The sequence below is a fragment of the Paenibacillus sp. 2TAB19 genome (assembly GCF_052115185.1).
Classification (GTDB): Bacteria; Bacillota; Bacilli; order Paenibacillales; family Paenibacillaceae; genus Pristimantibacillus.
Window position 1 is genome coordinate 1 of the sequence record NZ_JBFRGE010000031.1, and the last position, 15319, is coordinate 15319.

Annotated in this window: 16 protein-coding genes and 2 pseudogenes; 17 read left to right on the top strand and 1 reads right to left on the bottom strand. The window is 47.5% G+C overall.

What is annotated here, in order from left to right; genetic code table 11:
* The 17 genes and pseudogenes from AB4Z33_RS15525 to AB4Z33_RS15605 form a co-directional block, all read left to right on the top strand.
* Positions 1 to 993, top strand: a pseudogene (locus AB4Z33_RS15525) (phage tail tape measure protein); the annotation flags it as partial.
* The gene (locus tag AB4Z33_RS15530; protein ID WP_442050765.1) at positions 993 to 1664 is read left to right on the top strand and encodes a LysM peptidoglycan-binding domain-containing protein; all 672 of its coding nucleotides are present in this window, start codon (positions 993 to 995) and stop codon (positions 1662 to 1664) included. The pseudogene AB4Z33_RS15525 and the gene AB4Z33_RS15530, both read left to right, overlap by 1 nt.
* 4 nt (positions 1665 to 1668) lie before the next feature.
* Positions 1669 to 2637: an XkdQ/YqbQ family protein gene (locus tag AB4Z33_RS15535; protein WP_442050766.1), complete on the top strand. Its 969-nt coding sequence runs from the start codon at positions 1669 to 1671 to the stop codon at positions 2635 to 2637.
* Positions 2637 to 2948 (top strand): DUF2577 domain-containing protein, encoded by a 312-nt coding sequence (locus AB4Z33_RS15540; protein ID WP_442050767.1) that lies wholly within the window; start codon positions 2637 to 2639, stop codon positions 2946 to 2948. Before AB4Z33_RS15535 ends, AB4Z33_RS15540 begins: the two co-directional genes overlap by 1 nt.
* Positions 2949 to 2959: 11 nt before the next feature.
* Entirely contained in the window at positions 2960 to 3346 is a 387-nt protein-coding gene (locus tag AB4Z33_RS15545; protein ID WP_442050768.1) for a DUF2634 domain-containing protein, read from the top strand.
* Complete coding sequence (locus AB4Z33_RS15550; protein ID WP_442050769.1) at positions 3339 to 4400, top strand: baseplate J/gp47 family protein; 1062 nt, start codon at positions 3339 to 3341, stop codon at positions 4398 to 4400. The genes AB4Z33_RS15545 and AB4Z33_RS15550 overlap by 8 nt, the downstream gene beginning before the upstream one ends.
* Positions 4393 to 4962, top strand: a complete 570-nt coding sequence (locus AB4Z33_RS15555) for a putative phage tail protein (RefSeq protein ID WP_442050770.1) — start codon at positions 4393 to 4395, stop codon at positions 4960 to 4962. Before AB4Z33_RS15550 ends, AB4Z33_RS15555 begins: the two co-directional genes overlap by 8 nt.
* 1 nt (position 4963) lies before the next feature.
* Complete coding sequence (locus AB4Z33_RS15560) at positions 4964 to 5626, top strand: hypothetical protein (RefSeq protein WP_442050771.1); 663 nt, start codon at positions 4964 to 4966, stop codon at positions 5624 to 5626.
* 9 nt (positions 5627 to 5635) lie between these two features.
* The gene (locus AB4Z33_RS15565; RefSeq protein ID WP_442050772.1) at positions 5636 to 6595 is read left to right on the top strand and encodes a hypothetical protein; all 960 of its coding nucleotides are present in this window, start codon (positions 5636 to 5638) and stop codon (positions 6593 to 6595) included.
* An 18-nt stretch (positions 6596 to 6613) separates the two neighbouring features.
* Positions 6614 to 7015 (top strand): hypothetical protein, encoded by a 402-nt coding sequence (locus AB4Z33_RS15570; RefSeq protein WP_442050773.1) that lies wholly within the window; start codon positions 6614 to 6616, stop codon positions 7013 to 7015.
* Between the two features lie 1258 nt (positions 7016 to 8273).
* Positions 8274 to 8432, top strand: a pseudogene (locus AB4Z33_RS15575) (group II intron maturase-specific domain-containing protein); the annotation flags it as partial.
* A gap of 75 nt (positions 8433 to 8507) precedes the next feature.
* On the top strand, positions 8508 to 8978 hold the full coding sequence (locus AB4Z33_RS15580; protein WP_442050837.1) for a phage holin family protein: 471 nt from the start codon (positions 8508 to 8510) through the stop codon (positions 8976 to 8978).
* A complete protein-coding gene (locus AB4Z33_RS15585) occupies positions 8965 to 9717 on the top strand; it encodes a peptidoglycan recognition protein family protein (RefSeq protein WP_442050774.1) in 753 nt (250 codons plus the stop codon). The genes AB4Z33_RS15580 and AB4Z33_RS15585 overlap by 14 nt, the downstream gene beginning before the upstream one ends.
* Before the next feature lie 424 nt (positions 9718 to 10141).
* Positions 10142 to 11743 carry a spore germination protein gene (locus AB4Z33_RS15590; RefSeq protein ID WP_442050775.1) on the top strand — a complete coding sequence of 534 codons (1602 nt, stop codon included), beginning with the start codon at positions 10142 to 10144 and terminating at the stop codon, positions 11741 to 11743.
* Between the two features lie 14 nt (positions 11744 to 11757).
* Entirely contained in the window at positions 11758 to 12957 is a 1200-nt protein-coding gene (locus AB4Z33_RS15595; protein ID WP_442050776.1) for a Ger(x)C family spore germination protein, read from the top strand.
* Between the two features lie 35 nt (positions 12958 to 12992).
* Positions 12993 to 13202, top strand: a complete 210-nt coding sequence (locus AB4Z33_RS15600; RefSeq protein WP_442050777.1) for a hypothetical protein — start codon at positions 12993 to 12995, stop codon at positions 13200 to 13202.
* 45 nt (positions 13203 to 13247) lie between these two features.
* The gene (locus AB4Z33_RS15605) at positions 13248 to 14375 is read left to right on the top strand and encodes a GerAB/ArcD/ProY family transporter (RefSeq protein ID WP_442050778.1); all 1128 of its coding nucleotides are present in this window, start codon (positions 13248 to 13250) and stop codon (positions 14373 to 14375) included.
* Between the two features lie 474 nt (positions 14376 to 14849).
* Here the strand turns inward: AB4Z33_RS15605 and AB4Z33_RS15610 are convergent, their stop codons facing one another.
* Entirely contained in the window at positions 14850 to 15314 is a 465-nt protein-coding gene (locus tag AB4Z33_RS15610; protein WP_442050779.1) for a RidA family protein, read from the bottom strand.
* Positions 15315 to 15319: the final 5 nt, after the last annotated feature.

Here is a 15319-nt window from a genome sequence, read left to right on the forward strand (position 1 = left end):
GTAGGAATAGTGAGCGATAATTGGACGATTATTGAACCAATTATATGGGGAATTGTTACAGCAATATCTTCCTTTTATGCAATACTCGGTTTAGTCAATGGCTATATACTATTATCAAGATTATATATGATAGCATACACTTTTGTGTTGGCTTGGGCTACAGTATTAACACACGGTCTCAGGTTTGCATGGTCCGTGTTAAATGGGGCAATGAGGCAGAATGTAATAATTCTTATTATCTCTCTAGTAATTGGATTAATCGTCTGTATAACAAATCTATGGCAAAAAAATGATGCATTTGCTATTGGTTTTATGAGAGCGTGGTATGGACTTCTTAACTTTTTTGATACAATTCCAGCATATTTTTGGCAATTGGCAGAGTGGATATTATCACCTATGATCTGGCTTTTGAATAATTTAACCTCCGTGTATGACACTGTGTTTAATGGTATTATTGATGGAATTAATTGGGTCCTTGGTGCTATTAATAAGGTTACTGGTTCATCGTATGAAATTACCGCTAAGTTTAGTGCAGAGAATCTTGCGGATAGTATGACTGAATTCTTAAATGTGAAGAAGGACGATGCATATGCTAGAGCTGCTGAGAAAGTAGCAGAGCGCGATCAGAAATTGCAAGATTTTATTAAGTCGCGTGCTGATAAAAGAGCTGAAGAAGGAGCAGGAACGAACGTTGATGAGAAAACAACACCTGTCTCTGATCAGTGGAATCCTGGTGGTAATATGCAGGATATCAACCGAGTAAACGAAGTCGGAAGCATCAACGAAACGGTTGATATATCCAGCGAGGATCTGAAGACGATGAGGGAGCTGGCCGAGATGAAGAACATTCAGAATTTTGTATCCTTGCAGCCAACCGTCAGCGTGCAGACCGGGGATATCAATAACGGCCACGATATCGATACCATTATCGGACGCATCGAGAAGACGCTCAACGAGCAAATCGCGACCTCCGCGGAAGGGGTGTATGCATAGTGGAGGAGAAGGAGACTGTAAAAAATAATTATTCGATTATTCTTAGCTATAACAATCTAAAGGAACTATTCGTTTTGCCGGTCAATCCACCTGATATTCAAATTTCTAATTCTGGAGGGGGGAAAACGTTTGAAGTATCGGGTTTAGGCGAGATTAACGTTATCCAAAGTCCGAAGCTTGCAGAAGTTTCCTTTAAAAGTATATTTCCTAAGCAAAGCTATTCTTTCGTATCAAGTAAGGAATTATATGATCCAACTTATTATGTAAATTCGATATTGAAATGGATGAATACGAAGCACCCTATTCGTTTGGTATTCGTGGGAGAAACCTTTGATTTAAATCTGGCTGTGAGTATTGAAAAGTTTGAATGGCAGGAGATAGCTGGTTCAGCTGACATTGAATACAGCATCTCATTCAAAAAATTTGCATTCTATGGAGCACGTCAGGTCATTATTAAAAGCAATAAATCTACTTCCAAGACTAAAGCAAGACCTACGGATAAGAAACCTCCAAAGACCTATAAGCTTGTCGCAGGTGACACTTTAATTAAAGTAGCCAGGCTCCAGTTAGGGAATGAGAAACGTTGGCGGGAAATACAGAAGTTGAATGGTATTACTGAGGGGCAGCTTAGAAAATTGCCTATCGGTATGCTTTTGAGATTACCGGGGTGATGCGATGCTAGAGATACTGATTGATAATCGTAACGGCAAGGTATGGGATATTACGAGTATTGTTCCTTCACTGACGTACAAGACAAAGCGTATTGGGTCGGCATCCAGTCTCAGTTTAACGCTTATTAAGGGAAGCTTATTCCAAAGCGAACAATTTACAGTTAATTCAGGCGACGTTATTCGCGTGATTAAGGACGGGACTGGTGTATTTTATGGCTATGTGTTCGAGATTGATTCGGGCAAGGACGAAAGTATATCTATTACGGCATACGACCAAATTCGATATCTCCTCGCCAATGATAGCTACGTGTTCTCAAATATCACCGCATCGGAGATTTTGAAGAAAATTGCTAAAGATTTTAAACTACAGCTGGGAACGGTATCAGATACAGGCTACAAAATTCCGACAATGGCCGAAAAAGATAAGAAGCTGCTGGACATTATTTGCAAGGCACTGGATCTTACGGTCATTAATGAGAAAGGAAACTTCTTTCTATATGATGATTTCGGTAAATTGTCCCTTCGTAATATTAAAGAGATGAAGCTGGATTTCGTTGTCGGCGACTGGAGCTTGATGCACGATTATGGTTATAAACGTTCGATTGACAGTGACACGTATAACTATATTAAAGTGTTTCAAGACAATAAGAAGACGGGGAAGCGAGATATCCATACGGGTCAGGACAGCGCGAATATCGCCAAGTGGGGCAGGCTTCAACTGTACCAGCAGGCGGATGAGAAAATGAATGAAGCGCAAATCAAGACGCTTGTCGATCAATTGCTGACTTTAAAAAACCGCGAGCAGAAGACTCTCAGCATCGAAGCGATTGGCGATCTTCGTGTCCGGGCAGGCTTTTATATTCCTATCGTGATTCAAGAGCTTGCTATTAGTCAGTATTTTCTCGTGGAAGACTGTACCCATAAGTTTGATGCGGATGCGCATACAATGAGTCTGGAATTGAGGGTGATTTAATGGCATTGCTAGATTCGATCAAAAAAGCCGGTGCTGCGGCCTATGCGGCTGGTAATCCGATGGCCGTCCTTGTCGGCAAAGTAACGAGCATAAATCCTCTGGAAGTGAACGTGGATCCACGTTTCACGCTGCCAGAGGATTTTTTGATTATACCGGAAAGCTTAACGAAGTTTGAAGTCGACCTGGGAGAGGCGGCGACCGGGGGCAAGGTTGTTATTCGTAAGGGGCTAGAGGCTGGCGATGCCGTGCTAATGCTTCGCGTACAGGGCGGACAACAATACGTTGTACTCGATAAGTTGGTGCGCCCATGATTCCGCAGGGGATGAGTTTGTCAGAGTCGGAATTGTTGGAGCACACCGAGACCAGCAGGACGTATAGGCTGGACACGGCTGCTAATCGCATCATTGGTTTAACCGATGGGCTGGATGCCGTGAGGCAATCGGTATATAAGATTTTGCAAACGGAACGTTATCGATTCTTTTGCTATAGCGCTGACTACGGTGTTGAATTGGAAGGTTTGGTTGGCGCTGATCCTGGGTTTGTACGTTCTGAGCTTAAGCGAAGGATAAGTGAAGCTCTGCTTCAAGATGAACGGATTAGTGAAGTGAATGATTTCTCAATCGAGATCGATGGCGATGGGGCAAAAGCGGCCTTTACCGTTGTATCTGACTTTGGGAGCTTTCGGGAGGAGGTGAAGCAAAATGTATGAGGACGTTACATTCGATATACTGCTGCAGCGTATGCTGGATCGCGTGCCTAATGATGTGGACAAGCGTGAAGGCAGCATCATTTATGACGCGTTAGCCCCAGCGGCGGCAGAATTAGGTGAAATGTACGCGCAGTTGGATATCCAGATGGCCTTAACCTTTGGGGATACAGCCAGTGGTGAGTATCTGAGTAGACGTACAGCGGATTTCGGTATTACAAGGCAATCAGCCACGAAAGCGAAGCGGCTGGGACGGTTTTATGGAGAGGGAGATGCGCCATTCGAGATTCCGGTTGGCAGCCGGTTTTCGGTTAGCCAATTGAACTTCAAGGTATTAGAACGAATTGCTGATGGTCAATACGAGCTCGAATGCGAGTCTGTCGGTCGCAGCGGCAATGAGCCATATGGCGCTATGCTCCCTATCGATTATGTGAATGGGCTAGCATCGGCAGTGCTGCAAGACATTTTAGTGCCAGGCGAGGATGAAGAATCGGACGAGCAGCTGCGCAGTCGCTTTTTTGAAGAGATACAAAGTCCAGGTACGAGTGGCAATCAGTCCGATTATAGGAAATGGGCGCTATCGATTGCGGGTGTTGGCGATGTGAGGGTAGAGCCGCTGTGGAACGGCCCGGGAACGGTTCGCGTTGTCGTCATTGACAGCAACAAACAGCCTGCGAGCAGCCAGCTTGTGCAGGATGTGCAGCAGTATATTAGTCCTGCAGCTGGAGCTGGTGAAGGGGTTGCGCCGATCGGAGCGAACGTCACAGTCACTGCCGCACAAGGAGTAGCAATTAATGTGTCGGCTAACGTTGTACTCAACGGTACAGCCAATTTGGAAACGGTGAGGACTGCGTTTAGTCAAGCTTTGGAAGCATATTTGCGAGGTATTGCTTTTTCTAGCGATCYGTCCCCGAAGTACGTTCGAATCGGCTCAATGCTGCTTGACGTACCAGGCATTCATGACTTTGCGAGCTTGACGGTGAACAGCGGCGAGGTAAATGTGTCCGTAATGCCTGGGCGGGTTGCTATTATCGGGGAGGTGGCCTTGAATGAATGATTTGACGAGTCCTATGGGACGCGAATGGCTAGGCCACCTGCCTAGCTTTTATGAGGACAATAAAGAGTTTCGGTTGTTAGCCGAGGCTGAAGGTGAAGAGTTAGATGATCTAGTTGAGGCAATCGAAGCTGGCTTCGATCAGCGATTTGTTGATTCAGCCACATGGGGGTTGGTCAGGTGGGAGAGGGAACTCGGAGTAACTCCGTATGCCGGGCAACCATATGATCAACGCCGCGCGGTCATTCGCTCTAAGCTTCGCGGGACAGGGACAGTCACTGCGCGGCTGATTAAGTCGGTGGCGGAGGCGTATGCGAATGGGGAAGTCGAAGTTACCGAGGACTATGACGGTTATAAAGTTACGATAACCTTTGTTTCGACACTCGGCGTGCCGCCGAATTTGGTGGATTTGGAGCAAGTAATACGTGGTGTGTTACCTGCTCATTTGCGAATTGAATATATGTTTATCTATATAACGTTCGGTGAGATCGAAAAATACGGGACTACTTTCGGCGCACTGGCCGAGCTTACTTTCGGACAACTTGAAACGTGGGAGGGACCATAATATGCAGACGCTGCCAAGCGGAATAAAGAAACTAGAAGCAATCGATAACGCTACGGTTGCGAACTTTAATGCAAACGTTGATTTACTCGACGCGAAATTAACGAAACTCGACGGTATAGCAACCGGTGCAGGCACGGCAAATAGCGCAACAGACACGGTTATCGGTACACGGACGATTGACGATACAATTACTGCAGCGAGCGGTGCTGATACGCCAACGCGATTGTGGTCAAAGCTGGCAAACGTAATTAAAGGCGTAATGGGAACGACCAACTGGTACACGCTTCCGTCAATGACGATTGCCGCGATAATCACAGCACTCGGATTAAAAGCACCAATTGCGTCGCCGACATTTACCGGGACTGTCTCGCTCCCGAGTACGACCAGTATCGGTAACGTATCGTCAACAGAACTCGGCTATCTCGATGGAGTCACTAACGCAATTCAAACGCAGTTCGCTGCGAAAGCACCGTTAGCTTCTCCGGCCTTAACGGGTACGCCGACCGTGCCTACTGCGGCTGTCGGTACGAATACGACGCAAGCTGCGTCAACAGCGTTCGCTAACGCGGCGGTTGCGGACAAGATTACGAATAAGGTTACGGTAGCTACGACGGCTCCGACGAGTCCCGCTGTTAATGATATTTGGATCGATCTAAGTACGTGAGGTGACGGAATGGCAACGATTAAATATTGGAACGGGTCAGCGCAGGCGAAACCGAAAGCGATACGTGTATGGGACGGATCAGCGTGGACGCAGCGTATCGGGAAATATTGGAACGGTAGCGCGTGGATAGCGTTCATTACGTACTTTAGTAACGCGTGGGATACACTTACCCAATCCGGAACGGGTACATTTGGTGGTGGCGGTGCATGGACAACTTCGTACATCCACACAATCGGCGGAGAGAGTGGGAGCGGTACTTCTACTACGATTAACAGACGCTATAATCCTGTAACTACAACTTGGGATTCGGGAGCGGCATTCCCACAAGGGTTTTTCCGTGGACAAGCAGTAGCCGTAGGGGAAGAATTGTACCTTAACGCTGGAAGTAATGGCGGCTTCCGTAGTTATAGCAACACGACTAACTCGTGGGCTACACTTAGTTACACACTAGCAAACTCAACATCTAATGCACTTGTGAAAATTTCTGATACGAAGTTTTTTCACCACGGCACTTCGTCTACCGAAGTTCAAACTTACGATGTTGTATCGAATACATGGACAACGGTTGCTACACTTTCTTCGGTAAGAACTGGCGCTTTCGGAGGTTATATCGACGGAAAGGTGTATCTCGCTTCCAGCACTCCTGCAACTTCAATCTATGATGTTGCTTCAAACACATGGAGTACAGGACTTGCCATGACTACCAGTAAGTCGCAAGGTGCATCAGGTGTACTTAATGGTATGTTTATATGTGCAAGTGGAACGACGAGCACCAACAATTCAGCAAGCGGAACAATTAACAATATTGGGTATACGCCATCAACGAATACATGGACAGCACTCACGGTTGCTCCAGCAGCGCGACACCATCCATCGTTTGGAATTAGCCCTGACGGTAGTAAAATGTTTATGGCGAACGGAAGATCGACCGGAGCCACAGTGCAACAATTGTTATATATTTTTAGATAATACTAAGGAGGAATACCCATGTTAAACGCATTGCAAATTTACGGAGAAGCAAAGAATACGTATGGTAGTACGAAGCCTTTCACGGAGTGCCAAGCGTACATTTCGGACTTCGATTGGGAAAGCGCCCGCGCTTCTGAACGTGGACGATACACGCTTTCTTTGTACGATAAGGTGTCCGTTATTAATGGTATCACGCCCGAAAAGATTCTCGCGGATGCGCCTGCCGGTGGGGAGATCATTCTCATCTATATTGACGGTAAGCTGAACATTCTACAAAAGCACGATCCGTCGCAGTCCGGTTTCGTGGCGATGGACGAGGCGCTGGCTACCGAAATTGGCAATGGAATTATCGATGGTTTCGTAGAGGAGAAGGTTGACGAACTCGCACGTGAGATTATATTTATCCAAATGATTTCTTAAGTTCTGCTTGGGAAGGCGTTTTTATTGAGAGATGAAGAACATGAAAATATAATATGTAAAAGAAACGATGTCTATTGTATTTATAGGTCAGTAGGAATTTATTTAAACGATGGTATGTAGCATTTTTACGAGGGTAAACGTAATTGTATCGTATGACTTAGCGAATAGTCGATAGGTTAAGAAATTGCAGACGCTGCTTATGTTCGCTTAAGCCCCACTCAGGTGGGGCTCTTTTTATTGCGCCCAGAATGGGCGCTATCTTTAGGGTTCAAGTCCCGAATTGTGAAGGCAGTAGTAGCCATAGCTTAAGGCAAGGGTGTCCCCGTAAGGTGGAATCTGAAAGAAGCCGGCGGAAAATCTCCGGTCTGAGAAACACGAACATCATACAAGGCAAGCGTACGTTGGATGAGGCTGCTAAACAAACCAAGGTCCTTACTGCCAAAGGCGTACGAGAGTAAATGAAGTATATAGATGGAGAGGAAGATAGCGTACTTACCTTGGAGATATGTACGAAACGCGCGGATATAACCCAGATTGTGAAAGCAAGCTGAACGTACAGGAGTCAGCAGAAGCCATAGTACTTGGGGCTGTTGCAATAGCCCTCCGAAGGGCTGAACATGGAATAGGAATGGAATGACTTTGTGTTCGTGGATGGTCATGGAAGCAGATAAACCCTATTTATTTAAGGGACTTATAGTAGCAGTGAATACGTGAGGGTACTAAGAAGGGCAGAGTTCATCATTGTTACAAAGAGAAGAGACGTGCACTTAAGGGTTTGTATCGAAGGATGATAGAGGAGGTSTTGTCACGAGACAATATGCTGTCGGCGTTAACAATGGTCGAGGCGAATAAGGGAAGCCATGGCGTAGATGGGATGTCGCTAAAAAACTTACGCAGGCAATTCGTACAAAACTGGCAAGCAATTCGCTACAGCAAAAGAAACAGAACCTATAAACTAAGTCCAGTCCGTCGGAGTGAAATCCTGAAACCGAACGGCGGAACAAGGTTATTAGGGATACCAACTGAGACAGATCGCCTTATCCAACAGTTTATCATACAAGTATTAACAACCTTTTGCCGATGACTGTAACATTTACGTGAAAACGTGGAAGGCAGGGCATGGTGTGATGTAATCCATTACGACAATTATTGAAGAGAAACTAAAACTGATGGTCAATCGAGACAAAAGACGGTAGACGTCCCGTGGAAACGGAAGCTTCTAGGCTTCACATTCAGTTGGGGTAAGAAGAATCCGCGAGTGAAGATCGCAAAACTATCGCTAGAGCGAGTCAAAGAACAGATCATAACGATCACTTCACGCAACAAAGTAATCCCGATCGAGATGCGGATAAAGRAACTAAATCAATATCTTACGGGTTGGTGCGGTCATTACGCCCTGACGAACGTATACCGAACGGTACGTCGGTGGTGTAAGAGGAAGGGGGGGGGGCTACCCCTTCCTACATTCGATTTTAAAGAGGGGGAGAAGGTAATGAATCAACTGAAAGAAGCACTGTCTACCATACTAATAGCCGCAATCGGAACGGGCGGCAAAGAAACTGCCCTCAGCAGTTCCATCGCTGCCGCCGGTGTTGTCGTTTCCGGTTGGCTAGGCGGATGGGACAAAGCGCTGCAAGTATTGCTGCTRCTCATGCTAGTCGACTACGTGACTGGCGTGCTTGGAGCGATTAAGACGAAGCTGATCGACAGCGAGGTCATGTTCTGGGGCGGCGTCCGTAAGATTACGGTGCTGTTCGTGATCGGGCTTGCCGCGTTGATGGACGACTGGGTGCAGCCGGGCGTTCCTATCTTTCGTACGGCGGCTGTCTATTTTTACGCAGGTAGAGAGGGACTCTCAGTCATCGAGAATCTTGGGACGATCGGTGTGCCGCTTCCCGGCAAGCTCAAGCAGTTCCTAGCCCAACTGAGCGACAAGGGAGAGACGAAGAATGGGAACGGGTAACTACGTTGTCGATCATATTCCGCCTGCGACGCCATGTAATCGCAGACCGGCGCATCCTATGCTGCAACCAACGACGATTACGGTGCACAATACTGGCAATCCAACTAGCACTGCTAGAAATGAGCGAGACTGGCTTACGAATCCGAGTAATAATCGAACAGCGTCCTATCACATTGTCATTGACGAGCATCAAGCGATCGAGTGCATCCCACTCTCCGAGAATAGCTGGCACGCAGGTGACGGTAGCATGCCGGCGAGCGGGAACCGGACTTCGATCTCTATCGAAATATGCGAGAGCGGCAACTACGCACAGACGCTAGACCATGCAGCTGAACTCATCGCAAAGCTATTAGCCGAGCGAGGCTGGGGAATCGACCGGCTTCGCAGGCATTTTGACTGGTCGGGTAAAATATGCCCTAGGCTTATGTACGACAAAGGAAAATGGACAGGCTGGTTGCAATTCAAGCAGCAGATAGCCTCCAAGCTGACACAATTAGCATCAGGGGGAGAGACGATGACGAAGGAAGAGAAAGCACTGTTGGATAGTCTCAAGACGACAGTCACTCATTTGGCTGATCGAGTCGTCTATCTGGAAACCAAACAAAGAATGAACATACCGGCATGGGCGCAATCGGCGGTCGATGCCGCAGTAGGCGCTGGTCTTATTCATAAGCCCGAAGAGGGCTCGGAGGATTTCTACCGCCTCCTTACCGTTATTCACCGCAAAGGTCTAATCTAACCGAACATGAGCGCCTTGAGAGATATTCAATCTTCGCGTGCTGCTTCCCTACGCTAGCAATCACGAACCTATTGAGTAGGGAAGTTCACAAAGGAGAACTGCTATAGCGCCCTATTGGGACGTTATTTTCAAGGTGTCAACTCCTTCAAGCGATTTAGTGTCCTTTCATAAAGCTAAATTGAACTTGTCGAGCCTTTTAAGCAAAATCGTCAATTTAGTTCGGCCAAATGCCGCTAAACCCCGATTACTCCCATAACCACATATTTAGTTTGACAAAATCGAACTAACGCCGCATCCATCACCCCTCCATAAACGACATCCATCCTCGAAGCCGTTTATCCGCGAGCCCTGATGGTCATAATGGGTAAAAGACCATCATGAGAATCGGAGTCGGTACATTATGCCAAAGCGCCCTATGCGTCCCATGTTTTCTTCTCGCGCAAAATCGTCCACGAGCTCTGACAATGAAAAAAACTCTTTCGAGCCATATCCGCCGCACGAGCATACCGGCAAGCCGATTGATCCCGATGTTAAGGTCAATATGGAGCGGGTTTGGAGCGAGCTGGGCGGCAGTGATGATCTCGTACTGCGTGAAATTTGTTACGAAGGCAGCGAGAAGATCGCAGCTGCAGTCGTCTATATGGATGGAATGGCGGATAGCGCCATTATTAATAGTTATATTTTTGACGTGTTGAAGTTCAGCACATCGTCCAATCAAAGCTCCAATGACAGTAACAGCGAACCCGAACCCCAACTAGAAGTTGCTACGGACAAAAAAGATCTGGCTCAATCGTTGCTCCAAGGAATCGGTTCGATCCATTCCGTTCCAGATATGGCGAATCTATATCGCAACCTGCTCTCTGGAGAGGCGATCATCCTGCTCGATGGCAGCACCGAAGCGTTTCGCGCCGACATTCGGCAATGGAAGGGACGCGACGTAACCGAATCGACGAACCAGACTTCCATTCGTGGACCAAGGGAGAGCTTCACGGAGACACTGCGCACAAATACGTCGCTCGTTCGCCGGAAGATCAAGGATCCGAGGTTATGGCTGGAGACGATTACGATTGGGCGCGTGACGAAGACGGATGTGACGCTTCTATATTTGAATGGGATCGCCAAGCCAGCGGTCGTTGAAGAAGCACGCAGACGTCTAAGGTCGATCGACATTGACGGCATTCTTGAGGGCGGATATATTGAGGAGCTTATTGAGGATGCCAAATTCTCGTTGTTTCCTACGGTGTACAATACGGAGCTGCCGGATAGCGTAGCGGGCGCATTGCTGGAAGGGAAAGTAGCGATTATGGTCGACGGGACGCCGAATGCGCTCGTCGTGCCGGCTCAGCTCGTCACGTTCTTCCAATCGACGGAGGACTACTACCAGCGCTGGAGCTATGCCAGCTTGCTTAGGCTGCTGCGCTTCATCAGCGTATTCATCTCGCTGTTGTTCCCATCCATGTATATCGCTATTACGACGTTTCATCGCGATATGCTGCCAACCTCTCTGCTTATAAGCTTAGCGGCACAGAGGGAGGGAGTACCTTTCCCGGCGTTTATCGAGGCGCTTGCAATGGAGCTGACATTCGAGATATTGCGGGAGGCAGGGCTTCGGATGCCAAGGGCGATCGGCCAAGCTGTCTCTGTCGTCGGGACGCTCGTTATCGGTCAAGCGGCAGTGGAGGCTGGCATTGTATCTGCGGCAATGGTCATTGTCGTATCAGTCACGGCCATCTCGACCTTTACGCTGCCGGCTTATACGATGTCGATTCCTATTCGAATGCTGCGTTTTCTATTTATGGGGGTGGGCGCAAGCTTCGGATTGTTTGGTATAATTATGGGTTTGTTCGTCTTAATCTTGCATTTGTGCTCGTWGCGTTCTTTTGGCGAACCGTTCATGGCTCCATTCACGCCTTATTCGACCGCCGATAATCGGGATTCACTGATTCGCATGCCTCGCTGGCTTACTTATAATCGACCTGGAAGCGCGCAGTCTGGCAACCGGGTTAGACTAAAGCGGCGATCCTGAGGAGGCATGATGCAATGTCAACCATACGCGAACGAATACAGAAGGCGCTTCTGCTCTTGCTCTGCGTGCTGATGCTGTCCGGCTGCTGGAGCAGACGCGAGCTGAATGAGTTAATGATCGTGTTAGGTATCGGATTGGACTGGGAGGATGGCGAATTTCTTGTTTCTTTCCAGGTCGTCAATCCTAGCGAAATTTCGATGATGCCCAAGGGCGGAGAGCGCCCCCCGATGACACTCTACCAGTCTAAGGGAAAGACGTTGTTCGAAGCGGCGCGCTCCTTAACTGCTGAAGCGCCGCGCAAAGTATATATGGGGCATTTGCAAATCTACGTCATTGGCGAGGAGCTTGCGAGAATGGGAATCAGCAAGTTCATAGACAATTCTTTGCGGGATAACGAGCTTCGAATGGACTCCAACCTCATCATTGCGAAAGGAATGAAGGCACAGGATCTATTGAAGCTATTCACGCCGCTGGAGAGGCTGCCGACCCAGAACATGCTTCATTCTCTGCAGACGTCGGAGAAGTCCTGGGCGCCTACCGTCTCGGTCAACCTCGATGATCTATTAAATAAATTATCTACGCATGGCGATGAGCTGGCTGTAACCGGCATTCAGCTTGTAGGTACGAAGAAGAAAGCCACGAGCAAACAAAATGTTGAGACGTATCTGCCTTCTACCCGATTTCGATATACCGGCATTGCCGTGTTTAAGACGGATAAGCTAGTCGGTTGGTTGAATGAGCAGGAGAGTAAAGGCTTCACGGATATTAGCGGTAAATTGAAGAGCACCTCAATCGAGCTGCCTTGCGGAGAGAATAGCTATATCGGGATTGAAGTCACGTCTTCCGACACCAAAATTAAAATGAAAATAAAAAATGGGCAGCCGGAGGCGCATATCGATATTAGAGCCGAATCGAATATCGTGGACCGTATGTGTAAAAACATTGATTTGGAAAATCCCGCGACCATTCAACAGCTGAACGAAGAGATTAAAGTGGTCATCCAGAATAATGCCGAAGCTTCTATTAAAAAAGCGAAAAAGCTAAAGTCTGATATTTTTGGATTCGGCAGCACGCTAGGCAAGGAGCATCCGAAGTTTTGGAAGCCAATAATGAAAGAATGGAATGAAGAATGGTTTCCGGGCCTGAAGGTTCAATACCACATCGAATCTCATATTCGTAAGCTGGGCACGACGAGTAACACGACGATGTATTAAAGAAGTGAAAGCTGAAACGGGAGGGAGCTCGGAGCATGGCATCGTTAATTGCAGTAATTGCGTTAGCAATAGGCGTTGCTTTGCTCGACATCCCTCCCCTTGTGCGGAAGAGCAGGAAACGGGAACTGTTCGTATATATCGTTCTGCTTTTGACGGCAACGGCTCTCTATAGCGCACTGGTAATGGAAGTGAATCTTCCTAATCCTTATGCCATTTTGGAGATCGTATATAAACCATTTAAATAACGTAAACAGAAGTGGCAGACGATTGAGGATGGGAGGGTAGTCGCGATGAGTAAATACAATAATGCGAAAATATCGATGCGCCAATTCGCGATTTTAATTGCGTTCGGTTCTATAGGCGACTCCATCCTCATCATTCCGACGCTTACTGCCAAGCTTGCAGGGCAAGACGCATGGATATCGATGCTGATAAGTTTTGTGCCGGGCTTCGCAACGGCTCTTCTCTATGTAGCGATTGCGAATAAGCTTCAAGGAGACGGGTTTATTCATTACGTGCAGAAGTCGCTTGGCGTTTGGCTCGGAAGTGTGGTTGGTTTGTTGTTTCTGTTCTACTTTTTTTTCTGTCATGTCACGTTAACGAGCGAGATGAGCCAGTTCATGACTACGCAAATGATTCCGGAAACGCCTACGAACGCAGTCATCATTTTGTTTATGACAGTTGCTATCATTGCATACCGGTATGGGGTGGAAGCTTTTGCACGAATGGGAGAGCTGCTCTTCCCGATTTTCGTGCTGTTCTTCTTGTTTCTCGTGGTGTTCCTGCTGCCTCAGATTGAATCAGACAACCTGAAACCAGTGATGGCGAAAGGCTTTCTTCCGGTGCTTAATGGCATGAGGCAGTCCTATACTGTTGCTTTTCCAGAGATGATTGTTTTATTGTTGATCGCTCCCCGAGTTATTGGTGCCAACAAGATGAAGCCCATTATGACCGGATTTGCCATCAGCGCTGCAGTGCTGTTCATTACGATGCTGCTATGCGTGCTTGTACTCGGCCCTAATTTGATGGTAACCAAATTTTATCCGACCTTCGTGCTTTCGCAAAAGCTAACGATCGGTAATTTTTTGGAGCGAGTGGAGGCCGTATTGGCATTCATTTGGATTATTACGGTTTTTTTTAAAACATTGCTATATTTCTACGCTTTGGTGCAAGGCATTGCCGAGCTGATGCGACTAAAGGAAAGCAATATGCTGACGATACCGCTTGGGATGATCATACTAGTGTTTTCAACCATGGTGACGCCAAATACGACGATCTATTACTACATCATTGATCATTATTGGGCGTGGTTCGATATGACCTTTTGTGTGGCGCTGCCGCTGCTGCTGCTTGGTTGGATTTATGCGAAAGGAATGGTCGCCAAGGAAGAGAATAAGGGCATTGGACCAACTGAATGAGAATGAAAGTGGACGGGTGCGAGGTTGATTGGCCCCAGGTGTGGGCTGCAGGCAAAAATGAGCAAACGCACAATTTATATAATCGCCTATACCGATTGTGCGTTTATACATAGGATACTGTACCTTAAGAAAAAGGAGATGAACAAATGAGCTATGGAGTAGCAGGTGCAAACACTGGACACTGTGCACCATCTTACCCTGTTGCAGGTGTTGGAACTGGACCTTGCGGAACTGGAGTCGGCGGCGCATTCTCGGGCTTAGGAATTATACTTGTACTTTTCATTCTGCTTGTCATTATATCCCGTGCTTGCCTGTTTTAGTAAACCAATGCTTGCTTGCTAATCAGTATAAATGCGTATCCGCTATTTAATGGCAGGATCAAACTTATAAGTTTGATATTCCGAAAATAAAAACCCCCAGTCGGCTGGGGGTTTTGCCATGCCATGCCACGTCGTGATGTGCGGATTAGTAGGCTTAATCGCGAATCTCGGCAATCAGCTCAATCTCGACAGGCGTATGGAACGGAAGATCGCTCGTCCCAATCGCGGAGCGGGCGTGGCGGCCGTTCTCGCCGAACACCTCAATAAGCAAATCGGAAGCGCCGTTTATGACGTATGGCTGGTCACCAAAGCCCGGCGCGCTGTTGACGAAGCCGAGAATCTTAACGATCTTCACGACGCGGTCAAGATCGCCGAGATAAGCCTTCATAGCGGCAAGCAGATTGATAACGACTTGGCGTGCCGCCTCTTGGCCTTGCTCGATCGTTAGATCCGAGCCGACCTTGCCTTCATACATAAGAATGCCGTCCATGCGGCAATCGAAGCCGGACGTATAGATGAGGTTGCCGGTTTGGTTGACCGGAATATAGGAGAACTTGGGCGCCGTTGTTTCTGGCAGCGTAATGCCGAGCTCGGCAAGTTTTTGATCGATTATGGACATTTGGG

Excerpts from the sequence above, each read along its gene's own strand:
- AB4Z33_RS15540 (WP_442050767.1), top strand. The coding sequence starts at position 2,637 with ATGGCATTGCTAGATTCGATCAAAAAAGCCGGTGCTGCGGCCTATGCG.
- AB4Z33_RS15605 (WP_442050778.1), top strand. The coding sequence starts at position 13,248 with ATGAGTAAATACAATAATGCGAAAATATCGATGCGCCAATTCGCGATT.
- AB4Z33_RS15585 (WP_442050774.1), top strand. The coding sequence starts at position 8,965 with ATGGGAACGGGTAACTACGTTGTCGATCATATTCCGCCTGCGACGCCA.
- AB4Z33_RS15545 (WP_442050768.1), top strand. The coding sequence starts at position 2,960 with ATGAGTTTGTCAGAGTCGGAATTGTTGGAGCACACCGAGACCAGCAGG.
- AB4Z33_RS15560 (WP_442050771.1), top strand. The coding sequence starts at position 4,964 with ATGCAGACGCTGCCAAGCGGAATAAAGAAACTAGAAGCAATCGATAAC.
- AB4Z33_RS15570 (WP_442050773.1), top strand. The coding sequence starts at position 6,614 with ATGTTAAACGCATTGCAAATTTACGGAGAAGCAAAGAATACGTATGGT.
- AB4Z33_RS15600 (WP_442050777.1), top strand. The coding sequence starts at position 12,993 with ATGGCATCGTTAATTGCAGTAATTGCGTTAGCAATAGGCGTTGCTTTG.
- AB4Z33_RS15595 (WP_442050776.1), top strand. The coding sequence starts at position 11,758 with ATGTCAACCATACGCGAACGAATACAGAAGGCGCTTCTGCTCTTGCTC.
- AB4Z33_RS15555 (WP_442050770.1), top strand. The coding sequence starts at position 4,393 with ATGAATGATTTGACGAGTCCTATGGGACGCGAATGGCTAGGCCACCTG.
- AB4Z33_RS15535 (WP_442050766.1), top strand. The coding sequence starts at position 1,669 with ATGCTAGAGATACTGATTGATAATCGTAACGGCAAGGTATGGGATATT.
- AB4Z33_RS15610 (WP_442050779.1), bottom strand. The coding sequence starts at position 15,314 with ATGTCCATAATCGATCAAAAACTTGCCGAGCTCGGCATTACGCTGCCA.
- AB4Z33_RS15565 (WP_442050772.1), top strand. The coding sequence starts at position 5,636 with ATGGCAACGATTAAATATTGGAACGGGTCAGCGCAGGCGAAACCGAAA.